The organism is Kitasatospora sp. NPDC058162 (assembly GCF_042884005.1).
GTDB lineage: Bacteria > Actinomycetota > Actinomycetes > Streptomycetales > Streptomycetaceae > Kitasatospora.
Window position 1 is genome coordinate 232030 of the sequence record NZ_JBHVUS010000008.1, and the last position, 25995, is coordinate 258024.

Here is a 25995-nt window from a genome sequence, read left to right on the forward strand (position 1 = left end):
CCGCCGCCCCGCTGCCCGGTTCACGGACCGGGCAGCGGGGCGGCTCCGACTCAGGCCTGCGGCGCCTGCGCCTGGGTCTGCTGCGCGGTCGGCTGGTCGCCCGCCTTGTCGACGATCGCGCGCTTCACCACGGCGCCCTGGCCGAAGACCGTACCGGGCGTGCCGAAGTCACTGCCCTGCTCGACGACCTCCCCGCGCTGGCCGAGGAAGGCGTAGCTGTCCTTGTCGAAGATCCACTCCAGCCGGGCGCCGTCGGCGACCCGCGCCACCGCGATGCCGTGCCGCCCCGTGATGTCCACCGCGTCGCTCTCCAGGGTGACGCCCGGGATCTTCGCCGCCGCCCGGTAGAGCGCGGCGGTGACGGCCGGCGGGGCGATCTGCTCCTTCAGCAGCTCACTGATGGCCTTGAACGCCCGCTCCTCCTTCGGGCGCTTGCCGATGGTCTCGTCGTAGAGCTTCTGCAGCAGGGTGTCCGGGTCGGTCGGGAGGGTGGCCAGGTACTCGTACGTCGGGCTCTCGATGCCGGGCTGGTGCGGCCCCGACAGCTTGGTGTTGCTGCCAGGCAGGCTCGGGCTGGCCTCCTCGACCAGCAGGCCGTCCTGCCGTCCGTCCACCGAGAGCCAGACCTCCCGCTTGTGGGGCACGGTGTCGAGCTTCACATGGCCCGAGGAGTCGAACACGTTGTTGGTCACCATCGACTCGGTGTAGACGAACTGGCCGGGCTTCACATCCCCGCCCGGCCGGCTCGCCGCGACCTGGGCGACGTGGTCCAGCAGCTCCACGGCGCTGGCGGGCACGACCCCGGCCTTCGCGCCAGTCGACCCCGTCGCCTTGGCCGGCCCCGAGGCCTCCGACTGCCCAGGCGCCGCGATCGGCGCCTGCGCGGACTTCACCCGCGGGGTGCCGTCCCCGCCGCTCAGCACGACCGCCAGCGCCAGGCCCCCGGCCAGGGCGGGCACGGCCACCCAGCCGAGCCGGCGCCGCTTGGTCCGCGCGCTGGCGGTGGTGTTCTCCTGGCTGATCTCGCTCATCAGATGTCCCCTCAACAGCTGGTGGCGGTCGGGGGGGAGCACCGGCTCCCCATGCTCTGGCATCCGGTTCATCGGCTGTTCCCCTGTATCGACCGGACCGCTCCGACGCGGTCATTCCGTACCTGTCCGCCACCGCCGACGGGTTCCACACGTTTTCCCGCCGCCCGTTCCCCCACGGCGAGTTCCGCGTCCACCAGGACCCGCAGCCGGGCCCGGGCACGCGACAACCGGGAGCGCACCGTACCGACCGGCACCCCCAACGCCTCGGCGGCCGCCGCGTACTCCAGCCCCGCCCAGACGCACAGGCTGAAGACCTCCCGGTCGCCACGGCGCAGCTGCGCCAACGCCCGTCGCACGGCGGCCAACCGACTGCTGTCCTCCAGCCGTTCGACCAACTCGTCGGCGAAGTCCGGCACCACCTCGCGCTCCGGCAACCGCTCCATCGCGGCCCGGTGCCGGCGGCCCGCCCGGGCAGTGTTGCGCAGCACATTGGTGGCGATCCCGAACAACCACGGCCGCACACCCTCGCCGTCCTCATGCAACTTCCCGCGCAGCCGCCAGGCCTCCAGGAACGTCAGCGAGACGACATCCTCCGCCGCCGCCCAGTCCCCCAACCGCCGCACCGCGTACGCGTATATCGCCTGCGCATGCTCATCGAAGATCTCCCCGTACGCACATTGGTCCCCGGCGCGTAGGCGCGCCCGCAGTGACAGTTCCACACCCCTCCCTGTCCGCCCGCCCCCACCGGTTCCCTGTGACCCCCGTCACCCGCACCACTCCCCGGCTCCCGGCCGGGCCCAGCCCCGGCGCGCCGCCCTCGCGGGTCAATCCTGCCCGGCGACCCTGTCATGCTGCGGATCTGACGGTTGACCAGCCGTCTCTCTCGGCGGATACACGGGCACACACGTTGAGCACACCGCATCGCAGGTGCTCTGCTCTCCAGCAGCGGCTCAGAGGGCACATCCACGGAGCGGAGTCTACGGGCCGCCATAGGAAGACGATGGCGTATGAAAACGAGTCATCCACGCATGGAATGTCTCTCCGACTCTTCATACGGTTGATCACCAATGAGGTGGTCAACCGTGGCGGCACTCACGTCGCGGCTGGCCCGGAGAGAGGGGGAATGCCCATGTCGAGGCATCGCCAGGTCCTGGTGACCGGGGCGACCGGCACAGTCGGTCGGCAGGTTGTGGCGCAGTTGGTGGAGGCGGGGGCCTCGGTTCGCGCACTGACCCGCGTTCCCGAAGCGGCCGGTCTTCCGGCCGACGTCGATGTCGTGCGCGGCGACCTGTCCGATCCGCGCACCCTGCACACGGCGCTGGAGGGGATCGAGGCGGTGCTCCTGGTCTGGCCGTTCGCCGAAGCCGAGGGCATGCCGACGGTCCTGGAGATGACTGCCAGGCACGCGCGCCGCATTGTCTATCTGTCGTCCGTGGCCGTGCGCGACCATGAACAGCAGGCCGAGCGGCTGATCGCACAGTCCGGGCTGGAGTGGACGGTCCTGCGGCCACACGTCTTCGCGGCCAATGCGCTGGACTGGGCCGAGCAGATCCGCTCCGGCGGAGTCGTGCGCGAGCCGTACGGGGCGGCTGCCGCACCCGTGGTGGACGAGAGGGACATTGCGGCGGTCGCAGTGCGCGCGCTCATCGGCGACGGCCATGCCAGTGCGGTCCATGAACTGACCGGGCCCGAGTCGCTGACCCGGGCCGAGCAGGTCCGCATCATCGGTGAGGTGACCGGCCGCCCGGCGCGTTGGGAGGAGGCTGCGCCCGAGGCAGCACGGCAGCAGATGCTCGCCCGGGGTTGGCCGGCCGAAGCCGTTGACGGCATCCTCCGGGCCCAGGCCCGGATGGTCACCGATCCGTTGCCTTCAACGGACACCGTGGAACAGGTCACCGGGACACCCGCGCGCACCTTCCGTACGTGGGCCACCGACCACGCGGACGCCTTTCGCGCACTTCGCGCAACATGACGGCGGCACGCGGACACGGCACGGCCGACGTCATACGCGGTGACGGTCGGAGGCCGCCCGGGCAGTGCCGGGGTCGGCGTGGGCGGGCGCGTCGTGAGAGGCTCGCGGCATGGAACAGCGCGCACTCGGCCGTACCGGCCGTCCCGTCTCGATCGTCGGACTCGGCACCTGGCAGCTCGGTGCGGACTGGGGGGATGTCCGGGAGGAGGACGCCCTGGCCGTGCTCGACGCCTCCGTGGCGGCGGGCGTCACGCTCTTCGACACCGCCGACGTCTACGGCGACGGCCGCAGCGAGCGGCTGATCGGCCGCTTCCTGAAGGAGCGCCCGGACGCGGAGGTCTTCGTCGCCACCAAGTTCGGCCGCCGGGTCGAGCAGCGGCCCGAGCACTACCAGCTCGCCAACTTCCGCGCCTGGGCGGACCGTTCACGCGCGAACCTGGGTGTGGAGCGGCTGGACCTGGTGCAGCTGCACTGCCCGCCCACGCCCGTCTACTCCTCGGACGAGGTGTTCGACGCCCTGGACACCCTGGTGGCGGAGGAGCGGATCGCCGCCTACGGGGTGAGCGTGGAGACGTGTGAGGAGGCGCTGACCGCGATCGCGCGCCCGGGCGTCGCGAGCGTGCAGATCATCCTGAACGCCTTCCGGCTCAGGCCGCTGGAGCGGGTCCTGCCCGCCGCCGAGGCGGCCGGGGTGGCGATCCTGGCGCGGGTGCCGCTCGCCTCTGGGCTGCTCTCGGGCCGCTACAGCGAGCAGACCGTCTTCGGCCCGGACGACCACCGCACCTACAACCGCCACGGCGAGGCCTTCGACCAGGGCGAGACCTTCTCCGGCGTGGACTTCGCCACGGGCGTCGAAGCGGCCAGGGAGTTCGCCGCACTCGCCCCCGAGGGCGCCACCCCGGCGCAGACGGCACTGCGGTGGATCGTCCAGCAGCCCGGGGTGACGACGGTGATCCCCGGCGCCCGCAACGTGGCACAGGCGCAGTCCAACGCCGCGGCCGCCGGCCTGGACCCGCTGCCCGCGGCCACGCTCGACGCCGTGCGGGAGCTGTACGAGCGCCGCATCCGGCCGCAGGTGCACGACCGCTGGTAGCCCGTCGGCTGCTCGCCGGGGCCGGCCGGCCTCGGCGAGCAGCCGCATTGCCGGGCGTTCAGCACGACGGTGTTGAAGACCTCGAGTGCCGCCGCGACGTGAGGTCCCGGGCCGGTCATGCCCGCGATGTGGGCGCACCGCGGAGGCGGTAGAGGTGGAATGCCGCGTTGAGGCCGGGTGGCAGGAGCGGCTCGGGGGTGAAGGAGCGCAGGTGGACGGCGTCTCCCAGGGAGCGGTGCAGGGAGTCGTCGATGATCCGGTCGTTGGTCTTGATCACGACCAGGCAGGGGAGGTCGTCGCGGGATCGGCGGATGTCGTCGAGGATCTCCGGGAGCGGTGGCGCGGTGCGGGTCAGGTCCAGGCCGTCCGGGGTGAAGGCCGTGGCGCCCCAGGGTGGGTCGAGGACGTAGGTGTCGCACTCGCTGCGGGCGGGGAGCGCGGTGAGGAGCCAGCGGTAGTCGGCCCGGTGGAGGGTGACGGCGGAGGAGAGGCGGTCGAGGTTGTGGCGGGTGGCGGCGTACACCAGCGGGTCGTACTCGGCGGCGTGGACGGGGTGGCCGAGGCGCCGGTGGAGGTGGTGGCCGATGTTGCCCGAGCCGCAGAACAGGTCGGCCACCATGGGGCGTCGGCTCGGCGGGGGCTGGAGCTCGGCGAGCAGTTCGGCGAGGACGGCGGGGTGGGGGTCCTTGGTGCACTCCAGAGCGGTCCGTCCGAGCACCCGTAGGCCGCGGGCGGTCAGTTCGGGGGCGGGGACGCCGTAGAGCGAGAGGCTCTCGGGGCGGCCGCAGATGACCCGGCCGGCCTCGCACAGCTGGTCGGTGGTGAGCGGCTGGTCGCGCAGCGGCCCGAGCAGCCGCTCGCGGAGCGCGAAGTAGTCGGAGTAGTTGGAGTAGTCGGAGCTCACGGAAGGTCTGCCCCGACGGGGCGCGGGATGGTCCTGGCCAGCACCGAGGGGAGCGGCTCGCCGTCCAGTGCGGTCCGCAACTCGTCGACGCCGCTGCGCTGTTGGGCCGGGGTGAGGGAGACGTACTGTTCGATCCGCTCATTGACGGTCCGCCGGAACCTCGCGTACAGCCCGTCGTCCTCGCGGATCCGGCCGGCGATCTCCACCAGGGCGGCCGTCCCGGCGAAGTCGTCCTCGGGCACCGCGTGGTCCGGCAGGACGTCGGCGAACCGGCCCGCCGTCCGGCCGAAGAGGGTGCCGCCGAGCCTGCGCACGGTGAACAGGTGGGCGTAGTGCTGCTCGTGCAGGCCGAGCGGCAGCCGCCCGAGGGCCAGCGACTCGTGGAGGGCGGTCAGCCCGGGCGTGAGGAGGTAGTGCGGGGTGGTCGCCACCTTCCGGAGGAGTTCGCGCTGGGGCAGGAAGCGGCAGACGGCCCGGCGGCCGACGGCGGTGACGGTGTGCTCCCGGTGTCCGGCGAAGGGGCCGCCGCAGACCAGGACGCGCGGGAAGCGCGACCAGTCGCGCAGCAGGTCCGGCAGCCAGCGGCGGAGCAGGTGGAGGTAGTCGTCGTTGGCCTCGAAGTCCAGCAGGAAGTTCTGGAACCCGCCGACGTTGACCAGCAGTTCGCAGTCGGGCTCGGCGTCGCGCGGTGCGTTCCGCAGGCCTTCGAGGTCGACCAGCGAGCCGGTGAGGTGCAGCTGCGGGCCGGTGCCGCCGAGTGCGGCGAAGTCGGCCATCCGTTCGGTGACGCCGGGGAAGTTCTGCACCAGGCCGTGGGTGGCGAGCAGGTGGGCCGCGATCACGCGTTCGTGCGGGGTGAGCCCGCTCAGGTGGTGGGCGGCGGCGGCGAAGGAGGTGCGGGGCAGGGCGGCGCACAGGTCACGGATCCGGCGCAGCGGGCGGGTGAGCTGCCAGAAGCCGAACAGGCTGTCCACCATGGTCACCGGCCGTCCCGCCACCGCGGCCCGCAGCACCAGCTCGGCGTCCATCACCGAGACCACCTGGTCGCAGTCCGCCAACTGACGGTCAGTCACATCCGAGGCGGCGGCACCGGGGATCTCGTGGATCTCGTCGAAGGCGTCCGGGTGGCGGCGCGCGAAGAGCGCCGCCACGCCGTCGCCGACGAAGACCCGTCGGTGGCCGTGGAGCAGCCGGGAGACCGCCACCAGCTCGGCGGCCGGGCCGAAGCCGCAGTTCTGGGCCCCCATCAGGATGCGCACGGCGTCAACTCCGCAGCGTCGTCGGCTCGGGAGCTGCAGCGAGCACCTCGGTCAGGCGCGCCGCGAACGCCTCCGGGGCCTTCGCGTAGCCGATGTGGCCGCCGGGGAACTCCACCGGCCGGCGGCCGAGTCGCGCCGCGAGGGCCACCGCCGGACGGTGCACCGGATCACCGCGCGATTCGCGCCCGCCCGCCACCACGATCCGGTCCGCCGCCGCGGCGAGCGCGGTGAGGTCGGGGACGAAGCGGGTGAACGGGAGCAGCAGGTGGGCCAGGAAGAACCGGTGGTTGTCCAGGACTTCGGGCAGCGGCGGGGCGGGCCGGTTGCCGAAGAGCGGCTGCAGCTCCCGCAGCGCCGGCTCGACTCCCTCGCGCCGGTACAGCTCGTGGACCCGGTCGAGGAGTGCCCGGTACCGCTCGGCGTCCGGCAGCAGCTCCATGGCGGGCGGCTCGTGCGCCACCGCCGTACGGATCAGCTCCGGGTGGCGCACCGCCAGTTCCAGCGCGACCAGGCCGCCCCCGCAGCTGCCGAACACCGCCGCCGGCTCGTCGCCCGGCTCGCCGAGCCGCTCCAGGAGGCGGCGGGCGTCCTCGGTCTGCACCTCGACCCGCTGGTCCACCGGGGGTCCGTCCAGCGGGCTGCGCGAGATGCCGCGCGGGTCGTAGGCGATGACGCGGTGATCTAGGGCCAGGACGGCGGCCAGGGGCTCGAAGACGACGGCGTCGGAGATGCTGCCCGGGATCAGCAGCAGTGCTGGGCCCGACCCGCGCACCTCGAAGTACAGCGTGGCGCCCGGCACCGCCAGCGTGCCGCGTTCCAGTGCGTTCATCACACTCCAGGCCGTGAGCTGTTGCGATGTCAGAGAGTGATGGCAACAATACGCACGGCGAGACGGTTCTGTCCGCCGGAACCATGAGTCGGAACCATGAATGGAGATGCGCATGCGACCGCTGACAGCGCCCGGCAGGGCCGGATGGCGACCGGTCACCCTGGCGGCGGCCCTGGCCGCCGTCGCCGCGCTCGGCACCGCCGGTCCGGCGGCCGGCTCCGCCCGGACGTCCTCCGCCCCGTTGCTGCAGTGCCAGGGCGTCGAGACCGTCGGCTACGCGCCGGCGCTCACCTCCCAGCCGAAGGCCGTCACCGTCACCACCGACGGTGACCTCACCTCCTGCGCCGACGGCGGGGGCAAGGTGACCAGCGGATCGTACGACGAGCAGTTCACCATCGCGGGGGCCAGCTGCCTGGACCTCCTGGAGGGGTTCACCACCCGGCGGACCTTCCACTGGCAGAACGGCACCACCAGCGTCATCGAGGCCACCGGCAGCAGCACCGCGGTGGCCGGACAGGTCATCACCACCATCACCGGCACCATCGTGGCGGGCTACCTCCAGGGGGCCAAGGCGGTCGAAGTCATCACCCTCCCCCAGCCGGGCGCCCTGGAATGCGCCACCACCGGCGTCACCGGAGCGAGCGGACCGACCACCCTCACCGTCGCCTGAGACCCCGCCGCCGGTGGGCCCGATATGCCGTCAGGGGGTCTCGCCGCCCAGCATCAGGTCGGTGCCGCCGAGGAAGGTCAGGCCGGCGGCGGTGTTCAGTTCGGCGGGGAAGCGGGCCAGGGCGAGGTGGAGGGCCTGGAGGGGGTCCACGCCGAAGATCTCGACGACGCGCTCGCTGACGTCCGGGTGGCCCGTGATGCGGTACGGGCAGCACCAGTCCGGGCCGTGCGGGTCGCGGCGGGGCGCCCCGAGTTCGAGCAGCACCGGGCGCTGCGTCCCGTCCGGGGCGGTGTAGTCCAGTTCACGGGTGGCGATGACGTGGCCGAGGTCGTGTTCGGGGCTCATCGCAGCAGTACAGCACGGGCCGGGCGGAAGACGCCGAAGGGCGGACACGTATGACGTGTCCGCCCTTCGGCTTCGTGGTAGCGGGGACAGGATTTGAACCTGCGACCTCTGGGTTATGAGCCCAGCGAGCTACCGAGCTGCTCCACCCCGCGTCGGTGAACCCGACTGTACGGCACCGGCCGGTAATCACAAACTCGGTTCTCACACCGAGGTTCGGCCGGGGCGGGGGCGGTGCGCCGGAGGTCCGCAAGCCCGGCGCCCGCAACCGCGTCGAAGTCGCCGCCCGGGCCTGGCAGCACGGCCTCACCTGAGCCCTGGGACCTGAGCCCCGGGGCCCGCGTCACCAGCGCACGGCGGCGAAGTCCACCGGCTCGGTCCGCAGCGCCCGGGCCCGGACGGCGAGGGCGCGCAGCCGGCGGTCGGCCTCCTCGGCGGGCATCCGGTGCTTGTCGCCGTGGCCCGGCAGCAGCCACTCGAAGCGCAGGGCGTCCAGGCTGCGCTCCAGCGAGGCGGCCTGCTCCTCGATCGAGTACCAGGTCACCGCCTCCTGCACCTCGATGTCCCCGCTGGTGCGGGACCAGTAGAGGCTGTCACCGCTGAAGCAGTAGCGCCCGTCGGCGACGTACAGCACGCTGCCGAGGGTGTGGCCGGGGAAGGGGTGGGCGACCAGGCCGGGTGAGACCTCCACCGGGTCGGTGCCGCGCAGCACCGCGTCGGCGTCCGGGGCGGCGGCGAGGTCGCCCTCGTGGATCCAGAGCCGGGCGCCCAGCCGGTCGGCGTACGCGCGGCCGTGCGCGGCGTGGTCGCGGTGGGTGAGCAGGACGTCGGTGACCGGGCCGAGGGCCTCGTAGCGGGCGGCGAGCGCCTCGCTGTAGCGGGGCGTGTCGATCATCGCCCAGCCGGTGGGGCGGCGGCAGAGGTAGGCGGTGGCGCCCGCGGTCTGCCGGGAGTTGTGGCCGAGCAGCAGCACGTCGCCGGTCTCGTCGAGGGCGAGCGGGAACGGGTCGGTGGCCCGGTCGAGCGGGCCGTTGCCGGGGCGGATCGAGCGGGTCGGGCAGGCGTGTGCGGCGGCGAGCAGCTGGCGGCGCTCGGCCTCGTCGCGCGGCTGGCGGATCAGCTGGGACTTGCGGTCGTGCTCGCGGATCAGGTCGGGCGCGAGCTGTCGGGCGACGTCGCAGTTGGTGCAGCGGTCGTCGACGGTCCAGTTCTCGGGGCTGCTCTCGGGGCTGTTCTCGGAGCTGTTCATGGCCGGTGTTTCCCCCAGGGAAGAACGGCGGCCGGAGCGGCGCGCCGTCCTTCGAGCATCGTCCGGGCGGGCCGGAAAGCGGAAGGGGGCCCGGATCTTGTGCTTTCCGGGGCACGGAGCTCTGCGGCCCGGAACGGAGCGTCAACGGGTCGTAGAGGGTACGTGGCCCATCTCACGTTCCGCCAGGGTCACCTACGGTGGCGTAGGTCACTTGAATGGGTGAACTATCTCTTTCATGCCGAACCTCCAGGAGACCCTTGACCTCAGTTCGTACGCCGCCCTCGGGGACAGCTTCACCGAGGGCCTGAACGACCCCGGTGCCGACGGCGCCTTCGCCGGCTGGGCCGACCGCCTGGCCGGACTGCTCGCCGACGGGCGGCCGCCGGGCGGGTTCCGCTACGCCAACCTGGCGGTGCGCGGACGGCTGCTGGACCAGATCGTGGCCGAGCAGGTGCCGCAGGTGCAGCGGCTCCAGCCCGACCTGGTCACCTTCTGCGCCGGCGGCAACGACATCCTCCGACCGGGCAGCGACCCGGACGAGGTGGCCGTCCGCTTCGAGTCCGCCATCGCCCAACTCGCCGAGAACGCCGGGACGGTGCTGATCTGCACCGGCTTCGACACCCGTGAGGTGCCGCTGCTCAAGCACCTGCGCGGCAAGATCGCCACCTACAACGGCCACATGCGGGCGGTCGCCGACCGCTACGACTGCAAGGTCGCCGACCTGTGGTCGCTGCGCGCGGTGCAGGACCGCCGCGCGTGGAGCGAGGACCGGCTGCACCTCTCCCCCGAGGGCCACCAGCGGGTCGCCCTGCTGGCCGCCCGCTCGCTCGGCCTGCGCACCGAGCAGGACCCGGAGGCCCCGTGGCCGGACACCCGCGTCCTCACCCCCGCCGACCAGCGGCGGGAGAACCTCCAGTGGGCCCGGGAGTACCTGATCCCGTGGGTCGGCCGGCGGCTGCGCGGCGAGTCCTCGGGTGACCACGTCGAGGCCAAGCGGCCGGACCTGATGCCGCTCTGACGGATCGTCAGGCGACGAGCCGTCAACTGATGCCGGGCGCTGCGGATCGGTCGCTCCGACCGATCCGCGGCACCCGGCGCAGCACCCCGTGCAGCAGTGCGGCGCCCGCCGCGCCGACCGGGTACCAGAGCAGGTCCGGCGGGTTGAAGGTCGACCCGAGCACCAGGTGCACCAGCGCGCTGCGCCGCCCCCACGCGTCGGGCAGCCCGGTGGCCTGGAACAGCTCCACCGCCCAACTGACCGCGGTCGCCACCAGGGCGGCCCGCACCGGTCGCACCCTGGGTGCCACCAGCACCACCAGGGCGTACACCAGGACGGTGTAGAGGGCGTCGCCCGCGTACTTGGCCACCCCGCCGGACAGCACGGCGCGCACGCCCAGGCCGGCCGCCACGGTCAGCAGTGCGGCCGCGGCCGCGGGCAGTCGTGCGGCCAGGCCGCTCCGAAGATCATCCATCCGCCCCACGGTAGGCCGTCACCCTGCCGCGCGACACGGCGGGCCCACCAGGCCCCACCGGCCCACGCGGCCCCGTCGGCCCCGGGAACCACCGCGCCGTCCCGGACGTCACTCCCCCTGATGAGCCATCCGTGCAGGTCACGGGCGGGAGTTCGAGCAGGGCGGGCGGGGCGGGGAGCAGTGGCGGAGAACGGAAGCACCACGGTACGACGGCAGTTCGGCGTCCCCGGATTCGCGACCGGCCCGGACGGCCGGGCGCAGCGGGCCCGCGAGCAGGGGAAGGCCCTGCGCGAGCGCGTCCCCCGGGAGCGGCACGCGGAGTTCGCGCCCGTGCCCGACCGGCCCACCGCCGTGGCCGCGCTCGAGGCCTCCAACGCGGGCCGGCTCCCCGGGCTGGTACCGATCCGGGTGGGCCGGATGGCCGCCACCCCGTTCGCCTTCCTGCGCGGCTCGGCCGGGCTGATGGCCGCCGACCTCGCGGGCACGCCGGTGACCGGTGTCACCGCGCAGCTGTGCGGGGACGCCCACGCGGCGAACTTCGGCCTGTACGGCGACGCCCGCGGCCAACTGGTCATGGACATCAACGACTTCGACGAGACCGTGCCCGGCCCCTGGGAGTGGGACCTCAAGCGGCTGGCCACCAGCCTGGTGCTGGCCGGGCGGGAGACCGGGGCGAGCGAGAGCACCGCCCGCGCCGCCGCCGCGCATGCGGCCGGCTCCTACCGGCGCACCATGCGCACCCTGGCCAAGCTGCCCGCCCTGGACGCCTGGAACGCCGTGGCGGACGAGCAGTTGGTGTCCTTCGCCGAGGCGCACGACCTCGCCGACGTCCTGCTCAAGGTCGGGGCGAAGGCCCTCGGCAACACCAGCGCCCGGTTCGCCGCCCGCAGCACCACCCGTACCGCGGACGGCGGTTGGCGCTTCACGGCCGCCCCGCCGGTGCTCACCGAGGTCACCGACGCGACCGCCCGGGCGGTGGCCGGGGCGCTCGGCCCGTACGTGGCGACGGTGCCCGCCGAGGTGCGCACCCTGCTGTCCCGGTACCGGGTGCAGGACGTGGCGTTCCGGGTGGTCGGCACCGGCAGTGTCGGCACCCGCTCGTACGTCGTGCTGCTCACCGACCACCGGGACCAGCCGCTGGTGCTGCAGGTGAAGGAGGCCCGGCCGTCCGTCCTGCTGCCGTACCTGGACGGCGGTCGGGGGCAGCGGCCGGAGGAGCACGAGGGCCGCCGCGTGGTGCTCGGCCAGAAGCACATGCAGGTGGTCAGCGACACCCTGCTGGGCTGGACGACCGTCGACGGACTCCCCTACCAGGTGCGGCAGTTCCGCAACCGCAAGGGCAGCGTCGACCCGGCCGCACTGCTGCCGGGCCAGCTGGACGACTACGCGCGGATCACCGGCGCGCTGCTCGCCCGGGCGCACGCCCACACCGCCGACCCCGGCCTGCTCGCCGGGTACTGCGGCAAGGGCGAGGCGCTGGACGAGGCGGTCGCCGCCTTCGCCGTCGCCTACGCGGACCGCACCGAGGCCGACCACGCCGAGCTGCTGGCGGCGGTGCGCAGCGGGCGGCTGCCGGCCGAGCAGGGGGTCTGACGGCGGTTGTCGTACCCCGGCGCTAGATTCCGGGGCCATGGGACTGTCGATCATTGTGGGGACGCTCGGTTCCCCGGAGCTGCGGGACGACGCCGAGGTGCTGCACCGGGCGCTGGAGGCCGAGGGGGTGGCCTGGCGGGAGCCGGCCGCGCCGGGAGGTGACGACGGCGGGGTGTTCTCGGCGGGCTTCCCGTACAGCTACCTGTCCGGGCTGCGGCGGGTGTACGTGCTGCACCGGCTGGGCGAGCCGGTGACCGGGGCGCGCGGGGTGAGCCGGGAGCAGTACGAGGAGGAGCTGGAGCTGGTCGACGACGAGACGGTCATGTTCGACTCGCACCTGCTCTGCCACGCCGACTACGCGGGTTACTACATACCGGCGGAACTCCCCTTCGAGGACCCGCTGTTCCTGCCGGAGGAGTCCGGTGTGCCCGGCGGCGGAATGGTGGGTTCGTGCGGCGCCCTGCGCGCCGAGCTCCTGGGGTTCGCCGCCGCCATCGGGATCCGGCTGGAGGCCGACGGCTCGCTGGGCCCGGCGGAGGAGTCCCGGCTGGCCGATCTGCCGGGGGACGACCCGTTCGAGCCGGAGGTCTTCACCTGGCTCCAGCTGTACCGGGCCTGCAGGGCCAGCCTGGACAGCGGGAACGCGATCGTCTTCTGCTGACCCGACGTGACCCGACGGGGCCGGACGGAACCCGACGTGACCCGACGGGGCAGGCCGCTCAGGGCGCCAGGAACGGCGCCACGGCGGCCACGTACTCGGCCGGCCGGGCGCTGTGCACCAGGTGCCCGGCCTCGATGGTGACCAGGCGGCAGTCCGGGATCAGCCGGGCGAGTTCGGCGATCCGCTCCTGCGGGACGTGGCTGGCGGCGCCGCCCGCGACGACCAGGGTGCGGGCGGTGATCCGGGTCAGCCCGTCCCGCCAGGCCGGGTCGGGGGTGTCGATCTGCGCCTTGACCGCCCGGACCATCGCCCAGTCGAAGTGCGCCGGTTCCTCCGCCCCCTCGGCCGGCACGCTGGCCGGGCGCGGGTACAGGGCGGGGATGTCCTCCAGGACCAGTCGACGGACCCGCTCCGGCGCGGCCTGGGCGAGCAGGTAGGCGACCGCGCCGCCCATCGAGTGGCCGACCAGGTCGATCCGGTCCAGGCCGAGCGCGTCGAGGAAGGCGAGCACGTCCTCGCGCATCTCGGCCAGGCCGTAGCGGGCGGTGCGGCCGCTGTCGCCGTGGCCGCGCAGGTCGAGCGCGTACACGTGGTGGTCGGGGGCGAGGTCGGGCAGCACCGCGTCCCAGTCGGCGGCGCGCTCGCCGAGGGCGTGCAGCAGCACCAGCGGCGGGCCGTCGGGGCGGCCGCTCTCGCGGTAGGCGAGCGTGACCTCGGGCAGTTCCACCGTCCGTACTGTCGTCATGCCCGCCACCGTACGCGGCGACTGACCCCTAACGGACGGGTGTTCGCCCTCGGCTCACCGGGGCCGCGTCCTCGGGGGTGCGCTCCCGCCCGGTCACCCGGCCGGCGAACACCGAGGCCAGCACGGCGAGTCCGGCCACCGCCGCGCAGACCAGGCTGGCCGCCAGGTACGCCGAGCGGTGGCCGCCGCCCCCGGCCGTCTCGCGCAGGTAGACCCCGGACAGCGCGGAGACCGCGACGGCCGCCGCGATCCGCTGGGCCATCTGCAGGATCGCCCCGCTCACCCCGGCCGCCTCGGCGGGGGCGTGGCGCAGCACGTAGGCCTGGTTGGTGGAGCCCATCAGGCCGACCGAGGCGCCGCTGAGCAGTTGGAGCAGGGCGAGCAGCCAGGGCAGCACGGCGGCCGGCGCCCAGTGCGCGACGGCGCCGCTGAGCAGCATGGCCAGCGCGGAGCCGATCATCCCGAGGGTGACGGTGCGCCGGCCGAGCCGCTGCACCACCCGCCAGGCGAGCGCGGAGGCGATCGCCATGGCCAGTGCGGAGGGCAGCGAGACCAGGGCGGCGCCCATCGGGGACAGGCCCAGGCCGTCCTGGAGGAACATGGTGAGCACCAGCGAGGCGGCCAGCGAGGAGCCGAACTGGGCCATCGCGGTGGCCGTGCCGAGCGCGTACGGCGCGGAGCGGGTGAGCGCGGGGTGGATCAGCGGGTGCCCGCCGGTCCGGGCGTAGCGGCGCTGCCACCCGACGAGCGCCCCGAGCAGCGCCAGCGCGCCGGCCCCGAAGGCCAGCCAGCCGGCCCAGCCGGGCGGCTGGACGAAGGGCAGCATCAGGACCAGGGTGAGCGCGCCGACCAGCAGCAGGCCGAGCAGGTCGAGGTCGGCGTGCCGGGTGGCCGGGCGGGGCTTGGGCAGGTGGCGGACGGCCAGCAGCAGGGTCGCCAGGCCGAACGGGACGTTGAGCAGGAAGGTCAGCCGCCAGCCGAGTCCGGGACCGGCCGCCGCCAGCACCAGGCCGCCGATCGGCGGGCCGAGGGCGAAGGCGAGGCTGCCGGTGACGGCGTACATCCCGAGGGCGCGGGCCCGCAGTTGGCCGTCGAAGACGTCCTGGAGGGTGCCGATCATCTGGGAGTTGACCAGGCCGGCGCCGACGCCCTGGAGCAGGCGGGCGGCGATCAGCACCTCCGGGTCGGTGGCGGTCGCGGAGACCAGGCTGACCACGGTGAACAGGGCCAGGCCGGTGACGAAGAACCACTTGCGGCCCTTGACGTCGCCGAGCCGCCCGCCGGGGATCAGCGCCAGGCCGAAGGCGAGCGAGTAGCCGGCGACGATCCACTGCAGGTGGGCGGGCTGGGCGTGCAGGGTCTCGCGCAGGGCGGGGATGGAGGTGTTCAGAACGGACTGGTCGATCAGGGTGGTGAAGCCGCCCGCGACGCAGACCAGCAGGACGCGGCGCCCGGCGGCGTCGAAGCGCTGCTTGGCCGCCTGCTCCGGTATGGAACCGGTGGCGGCGCTCACGACTCGACCACCACGAGGGCGTAACGGGCCTCGCCCGGGCCGAGGCTGCGGAAGCGGATGCTGCCGGAGCCGTAGCGCAGACAGTCGCCGGGGCCGAGCAGTTGCGGTTCGCCGTCCAGGGTCAGCTCCAACTGCCCCTCGAACAGCCAGAGGTGGTGTTCCAGCCCGAGCAGGCAGGGGCGGTCGTAGGCGATGTCGGCGCCGACCGGGAGGCGGCCCTCGATGATCTCCGCGTGCAGCGAGCCGTGCGGCGGGGAGACCGAGCGGCGGACGAAGCCGGTCGCCTCGTCGCGCCAGAGCTGCTGCTCCTCGGCCCGGACCAGCCGGGCGGGGCCGGACTCCACCTCGGCGAGCAGCCGGGACATGGTCCGCCCGTGCACGGCGCAGAGCCGCCCGAGCAGCGCGGCGGTCGGGCTGACCTCGGCCCGCTCCACCCGGGACAGCGTGGAGCGGCTGACGTCGGCCAGCCGGGCCAACTCCTCCAGCGTCCAGCCGCGTTCGACCCGCAATTCGGCGAGCCGTTGTGCCAGCCGCTCGTCGGCGGCGGTGTCGATTCCCATATCCGTGATGCTATCCCGGATATGGGATCACCTTCCCGGGGTTTTCGACGCTCGGTGAAGGTCTGACGGAGGCTCGGCTTCGGCTCGGCCTCGGTTCGGCCGCCCCGGACCCCGGACGGGCGGGCGATCATATGATGTCCGCCGACAACAGGGCCGGTCAGCGGCTCAAGGGGCCGGTCAGCGGCCCATCGGCAAGGGGGAGCAACGATCGTGTTCGGCATCATCAGGCCGTGCAGGCACGCACTGTCCGAACGCCTCCAGACCTCCTGGATGGCGCACCTGTGCGGGCTCTGCCTCGCCCTGCGGGACGACCACGGGCAGCTCGCCCGGACCGCCACGAACTACGACGGTCTGATCATCTCCGTCCTGGTCGAGGCCCAGGCCGCCCGGGAGGACTCCAGCTGGCGCCGCACCGCCGGGCCCTGCCCGCTGCGCGGCATGCGGACGGCCTCCGTCGCCAAGGGCGAAGGCGCCCGGCTGGCGGCCGCCGTCTCACTCGCGCTGGCCTCGGTGAAGATCCGCGACCACGTCGAGGACCGGGACGGCGTCTTCGCCCGCCGCCCGGTGGCCGCCGGAGCCCGTGTGGTGACCAGGCGCTGGGACCGCCGGAGCGCGGGCAGCGCCTCCGCGGTCGGCTTCGACACCGCCGTGCTGCTCGACGCCGCCTCCCGACAGGGCGAGCTGGAGCGCTCGCTGCGACCCGGCGGCTCCGTCCTGCTGGTCACCGAGCCCACCGAGACCGCCACCTCGGCCGCCTTCGCGCACACCGCCGTGATCGCCGGCCGCCCCGGCAACGCCGCGCCGCTGGCCGAGGCCGGGCGGCTGTTCGGTCGGCTCGCCCACCTCCTCGACGCCGCCGAGGACCAGGACGCCGACGCCGCCTCGGGCGCCTGGAACCCGCTGACCGCCACCGGCACCGACCGCGCCGAGGCCGAACGGCTCTGCCGGGACGCCGTGCACGGCATCCGGCTCGCGCTGCGCGAGGTCGAGCTGACCGACCGGGCGCTGGTGCACGTCCTGCTCGCCCACGAGACGGAGACCGCGGTGGACCGGGTCTTCGGCCGGGCCGGGCACGCGGCGAGCTGCCGCCGCGGTCCGGCCGGTGCGGGGGGCAGCGCTGGTGCGGGAGGCAGCGGTGCCGGTGCCGCCCACGGCGGTGCCGGTGCCACCCATGGCGGCGCCACCCACGCCGTCGGCGAGCACCCGCAGGACGCGCCGCCGCGCCAGGTGCCGCCCGGCGGGGCCCCGGACCAGGCGCCCGTGCCCCCGTGGGTGCCCCAGGGCCCGGGCTTCATCCCGCCGCCCGGCGGGAAGCCGCCGCACCCGCGCAACCTGCTCGCCGGGTGCGCGGTCTGGGCCCTGATGGCCTGCTCCTGCCAGCTGCTCTGCTGCGAGCACGACGACCCGTTCAATCGGCAGCGCCGCAAGGCCTTCTGCGAGCGGCACGACTGCTGCAGCGCCTGCGACTGCTGCGACCCCAGCTGCTGCGATTGCGCCAAGTGCGGGTGCGACTGCTGCAACGGCTGTGACGGTTGCGACGGCTGCGACTGCGGGTGCGACTGCTGAGGCCCGATCAGTCCTCGTCCGACACCGGGACCACCTCCGGCTCCTGACGGTCACGGTCGGACGCCACCGGCCCGGGGTGCCCCCGCAGCACCCCGGGCCGGTCCGCGTCCCGGTACTTCTCCGCGCGCCGCCAGAGCGGCAGCACCACCACCGGGCCGCGCGGCTCGGCGGCCTCAGGCCTCACGCCCCGCCACCTCCCGGTCCGCCGCCAGCGAGCTCTCCAGCCCGGCCAGCAACTGCCGGAACCGTTCGGTGTCCTGCTCGGTCATCCGCCCCTCGGGCGCCGCCCCCGGCCACTCGGCCGTCCTGTCGTCCATGGTCCCGACGCTAGGCGGGGGCGATCAACGGGCGATAAACGAGGGGCGGGTGGGACGGAAGGGGCGTACCCGCACCGAACTCCACCCCTTCCGGCGGCTTGGCGGGTGCACGGGTTGGTGGTTCAATTCCACTCGTTAGGAAGGTTTCCTAACAACGCATCGCCGGACCTGAGCCCGCCCTCCTCCCCACGAGAGGACGACTTCCCCATGGGTCGTAGCACCGCCAGGAAAGCCACCAGAACACTGATCGCCGCGGCCGCGGCCGCCACCCTCCTGCTGCCCGCCACCGCCGGACCCGCCGAGGCCCGCACCCCGACCCCGGCCCCCGCCGACCGCTCCGAGGCCGGCTTCCAGCACCCCGGTGTGCTGGTGGGAGCGCAACAACTCGCCTTCGTCAAACAGAAGTTGGCCGCCGGGGCCGAGCCCTGGACCGCCGCCTTCGCGGACCTGCGGGCGAGCAAGTACGCCTCGCTGGACTGGCAGCCCAAGCCGCGCGCCACCGTCGAGTGCGGCTCCAGCTCCCATCCGAACAACGGCTGCTCGGACGAGCGCGACGACTCGATGGCCGCCTACGCGCACGCCCTCCAGTGGTCGCTCACCGGCGACCGGCGGTACGCCGACAAGGCGGTCTCCATCATGGACGCCTGGTCGGCCGTCATCCGGGAGCACACCAACACCAACGCCCCGCTGCAGACCGGCTGGTCGGGCAACAACTGGGCCAAGGCCGCCGAGCTGATCCGCTCCTCGGCCGCCGGCTGGTCGGCGGACTCGGCCGCCCGCTTCGCCACCATGCTGCGCACCGTCTACGTGCCGCTGCTCAGCCCCGGCAGCCCGCGCAAGAACGGCAACTGGGAGCTGATCGAGACCGACGCCCTGCTGGGCATCGCGGTGTTCCTGGACGACCGCGCCCTGTTCGACCGGGCCGTCGAGCTGTGGCGGCACCGGCTGCCCGCGTACGTCTACCTCTCCTCCGACGGCGACCTGCCGGTGCCGCCGCCGAACGCCGGGATCGAGGGCGAGTCCGCCCTCGTGAAGTACTGGAACGGCCAGTCCACCTTCGTGGACGGCCTCTCCCAGGAGACCTGCCGGGACTTCGGCCACACCGGCTGGGGCCTGGAGGCCGCCGCCCAGACCGCCGAGACCGCCCGGCTGCAGGGCCTCGACCTGTGGGGCGAGGGGCGCGAACGGCTGGTCAAGGCGCTGGAGTTCCACACCGCCTACGACAATGGCGCGAGTGCGCCGGACTGGCTGTGCGACGGCTCGGTGAACACCGGCCTCGGCCCGGCCGTGCAGCTCGCGTACAACGAGTACCACCTGCGCGAGGGCCTCGCGATGCCGCAGACCGAGCAGTACGTGGCCGCGCACAGCCCGTTCGGAGCGAACTACTTCATCGGCTGGGAGACCCTCACCCACACCAGCGCCCCCTGATCCCACCGCTCCTCCCCCACCCCCCACCTCCTCCGGCGGTCGCACCCCGGAGATCGGAGCAGAACCGTGCGCGTTTCCCGAACCCACCGCCTCGCCGCCGCCACCGCGGCGGCCGCCCTGGCCGCCGGCGTGGCCTGGGCCGCGAACTCGGCCCAGGCCGAGCCCGAGCACCCGGCCGCCCCGACGGTCGCCGCCGCCCCCGCCGCTGCCCCCGCGGTCCCGGCCGCGGCCGCCGCCCCGCGGGTGGCCGCCGGCGGGCTCACCCCCGACCAGCGCCGCCGCGCCGACCAGCTGGTCAGCGTCTTCGAGAACAGCACCACCACCATCCAGTACGGCTACGCGGAGAACATCAACGACGGCCGCGGCGTCACCGCGGGCCGGGCCGGGTTCACCACCAACGACGGCGACGCCCTCAAGGTGGTCCGCGCCTACACCGCCGTCGCCCCCGACAACCCGCTCGCCCGCTTCATCCCCGAGCTGGAACGCCTGGCCGCCGCCGGCAGCGGCGACACCGGCGGCCTGCCCGAGGCCGACTACATCGCGGCCTGGCAGCAGGCCGCCCAGGACCCGGCCTTCCGGCAGGTCCAGGACGACCAGGTCGACCAGCGCTACTTCACCCCGGCGATGGACCAGGCCGACCAGCTCGGCCTGACCACCGCGCTGGCCCGCGCCGAGCTCTACGACGCCTCCATCCAGCACGGCAACGGCAGCGAGTACGACGCCCTGCCCGCCCTGATCGGCCGGACCACGGCCAAGGTCGGCACGCCCTCGGCCGCCGGTGAGCGCGCCTGGCTGGACGCCTTCTTCGACGTCCGGATCGACGACCTGAACAACCCGGCCAACTCCTCCACCGCCGAGGAGTGGCGCAAGTCCGTCGACCGGGTCGAGTGCCTGCGGCGGATCGCCGCCACCGGCAACTACGACCTGGACGGCCCGTTCACCATCACCGCCTACGGCTCCGGCTACACCATCGGCTGAGCCGCCCCGCCCCGGGGTCCGGGAGTGTGGGCCCGGACCCCGGCCCCGACCCCGGTCCCGACCCCGGTCCCGACCCGGCGGAGCACTACCGCTTCCGCCCGCGCGTCGCCGCGTCCAGCAGCACCCTGGCGGCCTCCCGGGCCTCGGCGGCGGCGCCCGGGTCCCCGTGCACGGCCGCCACGGTGATCGCGCCCTCGGCGAGCAGGGCGAGCTGGGCGGCGGTGGCGGGCGGGGCGCCGACCGCCTCGACCAGACCGGCCAGGTAGCTGGCGAACTCCGCCTTGTGGTGCCGGGCGGCGGCCGCGACGGCGGGGGTGGTGGCGCCCAGCTCGCCGAAGGAGTTCACGAAGGCGCAGCCGCGGAAGCCGGGTTCGGCGAACCAGCCGCCGAGCCAGTCGAAGACCGCGAGCACCTGCTCCCGGGGTGTGCCGCCGGCCCGGGAGACGTGGACGGCGAGGCTCGCCCGCCAGCGCGCGTCGCGGCGCAGCAGATAGGCCTCGACCAGGTCCTCCTTGGACGGGAAATGCTGGTAGACGCGGCGCATGGTCAGCCCGGAGGCGGCCCGGACGGCGTCCATCCCGACCGCCTGGACGCCCCGTCCGTAGAACAGCTCCTCGGCCGCGTCGAGGATCCGGGTCCGCGGGTCCACCTGTTCCATCTGCCGTGCCCTTTGCGTGAGAACGATGATTCTCCTAGGGTAGCGGCAGACGTGAGAACGATCGTTCTCACCGACGGAATGACCGTTCCCGAGGAGAATCCCGTGACCGACCAGCGCCCTCCCGTACCGCCCTTCACCGAGGAGACCGCCCGCCGCAAGGTCCGCGCCGCCGAAGACGCCTGGAACACCCGCGACCCGCAGCGGGTCGCCCTCGCCTACACGCCCGACAGCCGCTGGCGCAACCGCGCCGAGTTCCTCACCGGCCGCGAGCGGATCGCCGACTTCCTCACCCGCAAGTGGCAGCGCGAACTCGACTACCGCCTGGTCAAGGAGCTGTGGGCGTACGACGGCGACCGGATCGCCGTCCGCTTCGCCTACGAGTGGCACGACGACGCCGGGCAGTGGTACCGCTCGTACGGGAACGAGAACTGGGAGTTCGACCCGGACGGCCTGATGGCCCGCCGCCTCGCCTGCATCAACGACCTGCCGATCGCCCCCGGGGAGCGGCTCCTCCACTGGCCCGCCGGCCCCCGCCCGGACGGCCACCCCGGCCTCACCGAACTCGGCCTCTGAGCGCTCCGGCCGGTACGGGGGACGCCGGTTGACGCCGCGTCGGGAGCCGCGGGCGCACTCTGTTCCGGTCCACCTGTTCCACGGCTGTGACGAAGTGGCCACCGGGCGCGGACGTCGGACTGGGAACCTCCTTGTCGAACGTGACAGCACCACCGAGGGGGACCTGGAATGTCCGTGCGCAACAGATTCGGCACCGTCGCCGCGATCGCCCTGATGACGACCGCCGGCGCGGTCCTGCTCTCCGCCTGCGGCCCCGACAACAGCGACCCCGGCTCGACCGCCGCGTCCAGCGCCCCGGGCAGCGCGGCACCGGGCACGGCGGGACCGGGCGGCGGGTCGCACTCCGGCAGCCCCGCGCCCGGCGGCAAGGAGGTCAACGGCACCTCCGCGGCCAACCACCTGACCATCAGCACGGGCACCAAGACCGTCGCGATGAACGGCACCGCCGTCGACTTCGGCACGGTGGTGCGCGACCTCGCGTGGTCCCCCGACGGCAAGAAGGTCGTCTTCGTCAACGGCGACGGCGACCTGCTCACCGCCAACCCGGACGGCAGCGGCAAGGCCGTCCTCGCCAAGGCGCCCAGCGGCGAGGCCTGGTCCCACCCGACCTGGCAGCACGCCGACAAGGGACCCAGCGGGAACGCCGTACCCGACGAGACCGAGCGCTACAACAACATCGTGTTCGCCTCGAGCAAGGGCGGCACCCTGCGACTGGAGCAGGTCCCCGCCAAGGGCGGCACCGTCCAGGAGCTCACCCCGCACAACTCCGAGGGCGGCGACGCGGCCGCCGAACCGCAGCCGCCGCAGACCGGCAACACCTGGGCCAACGCGGGCGGGAAGCAGGCCGCGATCGCCTACGCCAACACCCCGGCGAACGAGGTCTACATCTACGACGACTACATCCGCCCGGCCACCCAGGACATCGGCAAGGGCTCGCAACCGGCGCTGTCCCCGGACGGCGGGCACATCGCCTTCGTCCGCTCGGTGGACGGCCACGACCACCTGTTCAGCCGCTCCACCGACTACGAGCAGAAGACCGAGAAGGACCTCACCCCCTCGGCCACCACGGACTACACCGAGCCCGCCTGGTCCCCCGACGGCAAGACCCTCGCGGCCCGCACCCCGGACGGCGTCAGCACCCTGCCGGCCGACGGCTCGGCGGCGCCGACCCAGGTCTCCACCATCAAGGGCCTGCCCTCCTACCGGCCCTGATCCGAAGCCGAGCCGCGCGCCAACTCGGCGCGCAGCTCGGGGAGGTGCTCGTCGGCCGACTCGTGCGGCCGGAACTCGACCAGGTCGAGGAAGCGGAACAGCACCCGGGTCTCGGTGACCGCGTACTCGTAGTCGCCGAACCCGACCACCGCCCCCGTCCCGCCGCGCGCCGCGCCGCGGACGGCGGCGGCCGTCAGCCCGCCCCCCGCGCCGTCGGCGGTCACCCGCCGGCGGGCGTTGGGCCGGGCCAGGTACGGGCACACCATCGACGCGTACAGCATGCAGGCCCGGTGCCCCGGGCCCTCCATGGTCGGCGCCAGGTTGCGGTACGGGCGCCCCGCCGCGAGCGCCTCCGCGATCGCGGCGCTCTCCGCGGGCCCGACCACCCGCCACACCGGACCGCGCGGCATGAACCCGCCGCACACCGAACAGCGGCGCTCCAGCGCGCAGTCGGCGCTGCGCCCGTGGTCGGTCAGGGCGAACTGCGGCTGCCCGTCCTGCCACGGCGTGATCGCCGGCACCGGGTACCCGCGGTCGTCCCGGGGGCGCTCCCCCACCTCGTCCGGCATCGGCACCTGTTCGAATCGCACGCCCCTATCGATACCAGTCGGGCACCCGGCCCCGCCAGCGCCACAGCTACAGCTACAACCCGCTACCGGCCGTCCGTCCGCCCCGCAGTAGCGAGCGCAGCAGCGAGCGCAGCACCGGGCGGACCTTCGGGCCGTGCCGGCGCCACCAGGCCCGCACCCACAGGCCCTGGGTGGCGACCAGGGCGATCACCGTGGCGACGGCGTCGGCGAGCGAGACCGGGTCGGCCGAGCCGCCGAGGGTGTGCAGGGCCCGGGTGAGCAGCACCAGGGTGACCTGGGCGAACGCCAGGTAGGCGAGCACCAGCGAGCCGACGGTGCCCAGCACCATCAGCACGGCGTAGCCGCGGACGATCCGCCGTTCCCGGGGCCGCAGGGCGGCCAGCGGGTCGGGGTGGGCCCGGCCCGCGCACCGGGCCGCCAGGTGGCGGCAGTAGGCCGCCGCGTCCCGGTAGAGGTTGCGGCAGGAGAGCAGGTCCTGCAGCAGGAAGTAGACGTCGGTCCGCATGAAGACCATCAACTCGACGGCCACGGCGAGCAGTTTGCTGAACGCGAGGAGGGAGAGCAGCCGGTTCGGACCGGTGCCGGTCTCGATCAGCACGCACCCGCCGGCGATGCCGAGGTCCAGCACCATGCCGGAGAGGTAGACGGTGCAGCGGACCTTCCGGGGGCACTGCCAGATGCCGGAGACGTCCGTCTGCATCACCAGGAACTGCAACCGGGTGCCCAGCCGGATCCTCCCCGGGACCCCGGCCGCGCGGGCGGTCAGCAGGTGCGACAGCTCGTGGACGTAGAGCAGCGCCCAGGTGAGCGCGGCCTGTCCGGCGAGCACGAAGGTCCCCCGGTCGCTCCAGACCAGGTCGTGCCAGCCCGGCCGCAGCTCCGGCCGGGCGGCCAGCAGGACCGCGGCGGCGGCCGCGACGGCGAGCAGGACGGCCGGGAGGAACGGGCTGAGCAGCCAGCGGACGTGCTCGGCGCGGATCCACGGCAGGCTCGGCCGCACCGGCGGGGCGGAGTCCACCGGCCGGCCGTCCACGGAGCGGACGAAGCCCAGCCGCGTCAGGGACTCCACGAAGGGCGCCACGGCGATCCGCCGGCCGCTGTCCCGGTGGATCCGGGCCGCCGTCTCGTCGACCGTCAGGCCGGACTGGAGCAGCCGGATGGCTTGGACGCCCGAGGGCGGCAGGGCCACGAAGTCCCCGGTGTCGGCCCGGCCGACGACCCACTCCCCGGCGTCCTCGCGCATCCCGAGCGGATGGAAGTCGACCGTCCCGAGCACGGCCGGTCCGCCGTCGCCGGCCCGCTCAGCCACGGCAGTGGGGGCAGTCGGGCCGCCGCTCGTGGCGGATCAGCGGCTGGTCGTCCGGGGCGATCAGGTTGACCGCCCGCAGGTAGCCCGGGGCCAGCCGGGACGTCCCGGTGAGCAGGGCGATGACCTCGTAGGCGACGAGGTTGCCGGAGATGCCCGCGGAGGCCGAGAGCACGCCCCGGCCGCCGAGCCGGGGCGGCGGGCCGTCGGGCAGCCTGGCCTCCTCGCCGGCGGCGACGCACTGGAAGCAGGGCCCTTCCCGGGTGAAGGTGCCCACCGAGACGAACGGGCCGTTGTAGCCGCCGCCGACCCACGGCACACCGGTCTGCGCGCAGACCTCCGAGGCCCAGCCGCGGAGGGTCTCGCCGTCCGGCTCGTCCGCGCACAGGGCCAGGGCGTCGTGGCCGGCGACCAGTTCGGCGAGCGCGGCCAGGCCGTCCACCCTCCGGATATCGTGGGTGACCCGGATCCGGGAGTTGACGGCGCGCAGTCGTTCGGCGGCGACCTCCGCCTTGGGGCGGCCGAGGTCGGCCTCGGTGTAGAGGACCTGACGGGTCAGGTTGGAGAGCTCGACCCGGTCCGGGTCGACGCAGTGCACCCGGCCGACCCCGGCGGCGGCCAGCGCCCAGGCGGCGTGGCTGCCGGTGCCGCCGACGCCGAGGACCACCACGCTCGCGCGCTTGAGCCTCAGTTGGGCGTCCCACTGGCTCTCCCGGGGCCGCAGGTCGGTCCGGCGGAAGAACGCCTGGTTCTTGGTGTACCGGGCCTGTTCGTCGGCGTCGAGCAGTTCGGTGTCGGCTCCGGCGGCGTCCTCCAGGTAGCCGGTGGCGATCAGCCCGCCGACCAGGCGGCGGGCCGAGGTCGAGGTCAACTCCGGATGCGCGGACCGGAGTTCGTCGACCACGCGGTCCTCCGTGCGGGTGCCGTCCAGCAGTCCGAGGGCCGTCCAGACCCATCCGTGCGGGTCGCGGATCTCGGCCCCGAGGCCGTAGATTTCACCGCCGATCCGCACCGAGCCGTCGGCGGTGCGGTAGGGCAGGTGGTCGAATTTGACCTTCGGAAGTCTCATCGGAGCTGCTCCTCCCGGGAGTTCGGTCTGCGGGCGGCGCCGAGTGGTGCGGGCGGCGGCGGCCGCCGCCGTACCCCGGGACGCCGACGTGCCGGCGGGGCTGCCCCCGCCGGCACTGGGTGTCGCTCTGCGCCGAGGATCAGCCGTCGACGGACTTGGAGCCGATGGTCTCGATCCGGTCGAGCATGCGGATCTCGATGGCGGCGGCCTCGTCCTCGACCTGGACGGTGACGTTCTCGGTGTTCTCGTTCTGCATGGTCGTCTCCTTCGCTCTCTGGATCCCGGGCCGGACCGGGTGCCGGTCCGGCCGCCCCGCCGGGCGGGACCCGGTGGGGCTGTGGTCACCATCCTCAGCGGCCCCGCTACTCGCCCCCTCTCCATCCGCTACTCGCCCGCCCCACCCGT

Annotated in this window: 28 protein-coding genes and 1 tRNA gene; 11 read left to right on the top strand and 18 right to left on the bottom strand. The window is 73.9% G+C overall.

From position 1 onward, the window contains the following. Window positions 1-50: 50 nt before the first annotated feature. Window positions 51-1103, bottom strand: coding sequence for a CU044_5270 family protein (locus ACFVXG_RS18665; RefSeq protein ID WP_387928825.1), 1053 nt, complete (start codon window positions 1101-1103; stop codon window positions 51-53). Beyond that, window positions 1100-1750 carry an RNA polymerase sigma factor gene (locus ACFVXG_RS18670; RefSeq protein ID WP_387928827.1) on the bottom strand — a complete coding sequence of 217 codons (651 nt, stop codon included), beginning with the start codon at window positions 1748-1750 and terminating at the stop codon, window positions 1100-1102. The genes ACFVXG_RS18665 and ACFVXG_RS18670 overlap by 4 nt, the downstream gene beginning before the upstream one ends. A gap of 410 nt (window positions 1751-2160) precedes the next feature. Between ACFVXG_RS18670 and ACFVXG_RS18675 the strand changes: the two genes are divergently transcribed. Continuing rightward, a complete protein-coding gene (locus ACFVXG_RS18675; RefSeq protein ID WP_387928829.1) occupies window positions 2161-3003 on the top strand; it encodes an NAD(P)H-binding protein in 843 nt (280 codons plus the stop codon). 109 nt (window positions 3004-3112) lie between these two features. After that, window positions 3113-4096: an aldo/keto reductase gene (locus ACFVXG_RS18680; protein ID WP_387928831.1), complete on the top strand. Its 984-nt coding sequence runs from the start codon at window positions 3113-3115 to the stop codon at window positions 4094-4096. A 115-nt stretch (window positions 4097-4211) separates the two neighbouring features. On the opposite strand, the gene ACFVXG_RS18685 is transcribed toward ACFVXG_RS18680, so the two are convergent. Genes ACFVXG_RS18685 through ACFVXG_RS18695 form a run of 3 tightly spaced genes read right to left on the bottom strand, consistent with a single transcriptional unit; the run spans window position 4212 to window position 7088 of the window. Further along, window positions 4212-5000 carry a hypothetical protein gene (locus ACFVXG_RS18685; RefSeq protein ID WP_387928833.1) on the bottom strand — a complete coding sequence of 263 codons (789 nt, stop codon included), beginning with the start codon at window positions 4998-5000 and terminating at the stop codon, window positions 4212-4214. After that, window positions 4997-6259, bottom strand: coding sequence for a hypothetical protein (locus tag ACFVXG_RS18690; protein WP_387928835.1), 1263 nt, complete (start codon window positions 6257-6259; stop codon window positions 4997-4999). Before ACFVXG_RS18690 ends, ACFVXG_RS18685 begins: the two co-directional genes overlap by 4 nt. 4 nt (window positions 6260-6263) lie before the next feature. Next, a complete protein-coding gene (locus ACFVXG_RS18695; RefSeq protein WP_387928837.1) occupies window positions 6264-7088 on the bottom strand; it encodes an alpha/beta fold hydrolase in 825 nt (274 codons plus the stop codon). Between the two features lie 112 nt (window positions 7089-7200). Here ACFVXG_RS18695 and ACFVXG_RS18700 point away from each other — a divergent pair, with 112 nt between their 5' ends. Further along, window positions 7201-7758 (top strand): hypothetical protein, encoded by a 558-nt coding sequence (locus ACFVXG_RS18700; RefSeq protein ID WP_387928838.1) that lies wholly within the window; start codon window positions 7201-7203, stop codon window positions 7756-7758. 30 nt (window positions 7759-7788) lie between these two features. Here ACFVXG_RS18700 and ACFVXG_RS18705 read toward each other — a convergent pair whose 3' ends face one another. The 3 genes from ACFVXG_RS18705 to ACFVXG_RS18715 form a co-directional block, all read right to left on the bottom strand. After that, the gene (locus ACFVXG_RS18705; protein WP_387928839.1) at window positions 7789-8103 is read right to left on the bottom strand and encodes a DUF6968 family protein; all 315 of its coding nucleotides are present in this window, start codon (window positions 8101-8103) and stop codon (window positions 7789-7791) included. 75 nt (window positions 8104-8178) lie between these two features. Continuing rightward, window positions 8179-8255: transfer RNA gene (locus tag ACFVXG_RS18710), tRNA-Met, on the bottom strand. 188 nt (window positions 8256-8443) lie between these two features. Then, window positions 8444-9349, bottom strand: coding sequence for a 4Fe-4S domain-containing protein (locus ACFVXG_RS18715; RefSeq protein WP_387928841.1), 906 nt, complete (start codon window positions 9347-9349; stop codon window positions 8444-8446). Between the two features lie 235 nt (window positions 9350-9584). On the opposite strand from ACFVXG_RS18715, the gene ACFVXG_RS18720 reads away from it, so the two are divergent. After that, window positions 9585-10367 (top strand): SGNH/GDSL hydrolase family protein, encoded by a 783-nt coding sequence (locus ACFVXG_RS18720; RefSeq protein ID WP_387928843.1) that lies wholly within the window; start codon window positions 9585-9587, stop codon window positions 10365-10367. A 22-nt stretch (window positions 10368-10389) separates the two neighbouring features. On the opposite strand, the gene ACFVXG_RS18725 is transcribed toward ACFVXG_RS18720, so the two are convergent. After that, entirely contained in the window at window positions 10390-10821 is a 432-nt protein-coding gene (locus ACFVXG_RS18725) for a DUF2809 domain-containing protein (RefSeq protein WP_387928845.1), read from the bottom strand. 120 nt (window positions 10822-10941) lie between these two features. On the opposite strand from ACFVXG_RS18725, the gene ACFVXG_RS18730 reads away from it, so the two are divergent. After that, window positions 10942-12414, top strand: coding sequence for a DUF2252 domain-containing protein (locus ACFVXG_RS18730; protein ID WP_387928847.1), 1473 nt, complete (start codon window positions 10942-10944; stop codon window positions 12412-12414). A 37-nt stretch (window positions 12415-12451) separates the two neighbouring features. Beyond that, complete coding sequence (locus ACFVXG_RS18735) at window positions 12452-13075, top strand: hypothetical protein (RefSeq protein WP_387928849.1); 624 nt, start codon at window positions 12452-12454, stop codon at window positions 13073-13075. Between the two features lie 58 nt (window positions 13076-13133). Here the strand turns inward: ACFVXG_RS18735 and ACFVXG_RS18740 are convergent, their stop codons facing one another. The 3 genes from ACFVXG_RS18740 to ACFVXG_RS18750 are packed head-to-tail and all read right to left on the bottom strand — an operon-like array spanning window position 13134 to window position 15893. Further along, window positions 13134-13820 carry an alpha/beta fold hydrolase gene (locus ACFVXG_RS18740; protein ID WP_387928850.1) on the bottom strand — a complete coding sequence of 229 codons (687 nt, stop codon included), beginning with the start codon at window positions 13818-13820 and terminating at the stop codon, window positions 13134-13136. A gap of 28 nt (window positions 13821-13848) precedes the next feature. Next, on the bottom strand, window positions 13849-15333 hold the full coding sequence (locus tag ACFVXG_RS18745) for an MFS transporter (protein ID WP_387928851.1): 1485 nt from the start codon (window positions 15331-15333) through the stop codon (window positions 13849-13851). Next, window positions 15330-15893, bottom strand: coding sequence for a helix-turn-helix domain-containing protein (locus tag ACFVXG_RS18750; RefSeq protein WP_387928852.1), 564 nt, complete (start codon window positions 15891-15893; stop codon window positions 15330-15332). Before ACFVXG_RS18750 ends, ACFVXG_RS18745 begins: the two co-directional genes overlap by 4 nt. A 210-nt stretch (window positions 15894-16103) precedes the next feature. Between ACFVXG_RS18750 and ACFVXG_RS18755 the strand changes: the two genes are divergently transcribed. Continuing rightward, on the top strand, window positions 16104-17459 hold the full coding sequence (locus ACFVXG_RS18755) for a DUF5685 family protein (protein WP_387928854.1): 1356 nt from the start codon (window positions 16104-16106) through the stop codon (window positions 17457-17459). Between the two features lie 7 nt (window positions 17460-17466). On the opposite strand, the gene ACFVXG_RS18760 is transcribed toward ACFVXG_RS18755, so the two are convergent. Next, entirely contained in the window at window positions 17467-17643 is a 177-nt protein-coding gene (locus ACFVXG_RS18760; RefSeq protein WP_387928856.1) for a hypothetical protein, read from the bottom strand. Next, window positions 17633-17776, bottom strand: coding sequence for a hypothetical protein (locus tag ACFVXG_RS18765; protein ID WP_350502781.1), 144 nt, complete (start codon window positions 17774-17776; stop codon window positions 17633-17635). Before ACFVXG_RS18765 ends, ACFVXG_RS18760 begins: the two co-directional genes overlap by 11 nt. A 207-nt stretch (window positions 17777-17983) precedes the next feature. On the opposite strand from ACFVXG_RS18765, the gene ACFVXG_RS18770 reads away from it, so the two are divergent. Then, window positions 17984-19204, top strand: coding sequence for an alginate lyase family protein (locus ACFVXG_RS18770; protein WP_387928857.1), 1221 nt, complete (start codon window positions 17984-17986; stop codon window positions 19202-19204). 66 nt (window positions 19205-19270) lie between these two features. Next, window positions 19271-20182 (top strand): chitosanase, encoded by a 912-nt coding sequence (locus ACFVXG_RS18775; RefSeq protein WP_387928858.1) that lies wholly within the window; start codon window positions 19271-19273, stop codon window positions 20180-20182. An 85-nt stretch (window positions 20183-20267) separates the two neighbouring features. Here ACFVXG_RS18775 and ACFVXG_RS18780 read toward each other — a convergent pair whose 3' ends face one another. After that, the gene (locus ACFVXG_RS18780) at window positions 20268-20840 is read right to left on the bottom strand and encodes a TetR/AcrR family transcriptional regulator (protein ID WP_387928860.1); all 573 of its coding nucleotides are present in this window, start codon (window positions 20838-20840) and stop codon (window positions 20268-20270) included. A gap of 78 nt (window positions 20841-20918) precedes the next feature. Between ACFVXG_RS18780 and ACFVXG_RS18785 the strand changes: the two genes are divergently transcribed. Continuing rightward, window positions 20919-21413 carry a DUF1348 family protein gene (locus tag ACFVXG_RS18785; protein ID WP_387929007.1) on the top strand — a complete coding sequence of 165 codons (495 nt, stop codon included), beginning with the start codon at window positions 20919-20921 and terminating at the stop codon, window positions 21411-21413. A gap of 168 nt (window positions 21414-21581) precedes the next feature. Next, window positions 21582-22625 (top strand): hypothetical protein, encoded by a 1044-nt coding sequence (locus ACFVXG_RS18790; protein ID WP_387928861.1) that lies wholly within the window; start codon window positions 21582-21584, stop codon window positions 22623-22625. Here the strand turns inward: ACFVXG_RS18790 and ACFVXG_RS18795 are convergent. From ACFVXG_RS18795 to ACFVXG_RS18805, 3 genes are read right to left on the bottom strand one after another with little or no spacing between them, the layout of a single operon-like run. After that, window positions 22613-23215 (bottom strand): hypothetical protein, encoded by a 603-nt coding sequence (locus ACFVXG_RS18795; RefSeq protein WP_387928863.1) that lies wholly within the window; start codon window positions 23213-23215, stop codon window positions 22613-22615. The genes ACFVXG_RS18790 and ACFVXG_RS18795 overlap by 13 nt on opposite strands. A gap of 52 nt (window positions 23216-23267) precedes the next feature. Further along, window positions 23268-24524, bottom strand: a complete 1257-nt coding sequence (locus ACFVXG_RS18800) for a hypothetical protein (RefSeq protein WP_387928865.1) — start codon at window positions 24522-24524, stop codon at window positions 23268-23270. After that, complete coding sequence (locus ACFVXG_RS18805) at window positions 24517-25590, bottom strand: HesA/MoeB/ThiF family protein (RefSeq protein ID WP_387928866.1); 1074 nt, start codon at window positions 25588-25590, stop codon at window positions 24517-24519. The genes ACFVXG_RS18800 and ACFVXG_RS18805 overlap by 8 nt, the downstream gene beginning before the upstream one ends. Between the last annotated feature and the right edge of the window lie 405 nt (window positions 25591-25995).

Coding starts and splice junctions, on each gene's coding strand:
- ACFVXG_RS18665 (WP_387928825.1), bottom strand. CDS start 1,103: ATGAACCGGATGCCAGAGCATGGGGAGCCGGTGCTCCCCCCCGACCGC.
- ACFVXG_RS18675 (WP_387928829.1), top strand. CDS start 2,161: ATGTCGAGGCATCGCCAGGTCCTGGTGACCGGGGCGACCGGCACAGTC.
- ACFVXG_RS18680 (WP_387928831.1), top strand. CDS start 3,113: ATGGAACAGCGCGCACTCGGCCGTACCGGCCGTCCCGTCTCGATCGTC.
- ACFVXG_RS18695 (WP_387928837.1), bottom strand. CDS start 7,088: ATGAACGCACTGGAACGCGGCACGCTGGCGGTGCCGGGCGCCACGCTG.
- ACFVXG_RS18700 (WP_387928838.1), top strand. CDS start 7,201: ATGCGACCGCTGACAGCGCCCGGCAGGGCCGGATGGCGACCGGTCACC.
- ACFVXG_RS18705 (WP_387928839.1), bottom strand. CDS start 8,103: ATGAGCCCCGAACACGACCTCGGCCACGTCATCGCCACCCGTGAACTG.
- ACFVXG_RS18715 (WP_387928841.1), bottom strand. CDS start 9,349: ATGAACAGCTCCGAGAACAGCCCCGAGAGCAGCCCCGAGAACTGGACC.
- ACFVXG_RS18720 (WP_387928843.1), top strand. CDS start 9,585: ATGCCGAACCTCCAGGAGACCCTTGACCTCAGTTCGTACGCCGCCCTC.
- ACFVXG_RS18725 (WP_387928845.1), bottom strand. CDS start 10,821: ATGGATGATCTTCGGAGCGGCCTGGCCGCACGACTGCCCGCGGCCGCG.
- ACFVXG_RS18730 (WP_387928847.1), top strand. CDS start 10,942: ATGAGCCATCCGTGCAGGTCACGGGCGGGAGTTCGAGCAGGGCGGGCG.
- ACFVXG_RS18735 (WP_387928849.1), top strand. CDS start 12,452: ATGGGACTGTCGATCATTGTGGGGACGCTCGGTTCCCCGGAGCTGCGG.
- ACFVXG_RS18740 (WP_387928850.1), bottom strand. CDS start 13,820: ATGACGACAGTACGGACGGTGGAACTGCCCGAGGTCACGCTCGCCTAC.
- ACFVXG_RS18750 (WP_387928852.1), bottom strand. CDS start 15,893: ATGGGAATCGACACCGCCGCCGACGAGCGGCTGGCACAACGGCTCGCC.
- ACFVXG_RS18765 (WP_350502781.1), bottom strand. CDS start 17,776: ATGGACGACAGGACGGCCGAGTGGCCGGGGGCGGCGCCCGAGGGGCGG.
- ACFVXG_RS18770 (WP_387928857.1), top strand. CDS start 17,984: ATGGGTCGTAGCACCGCCAGGAAAGCCACCAGAACACTGATCGCCGCG.
- ACFVXG_RS18780 (WP_387928860.1), bottom strand. CDS start 20,840: ATGGAACAGGTGGACCCGCGGACCCGGATCCTCGACGCGGCCGAGGAG.
- ACFVXG_RS18785 (WP_387929007.1), top strand. CDS start 20,919: ATGACCGTTCCCGAGGAGAATCCCGTGACCGACCAGCGCCCTCCCGTA.
- ACFVXG_RS18790 (WP_387928861.1), top strand. CDS start 21,582: ATGTCCGTGCGCAACAGATTCGGCACCGTCGCCGCGATCGCCCTGATG.
- ACFVXG_RS18805 (WP_387928866.1), bottom strand. CDS start 25,590: ATGAGACTTCCGAAGGTCAAATTCGACCACCTGCCCTACCGCACCGCC.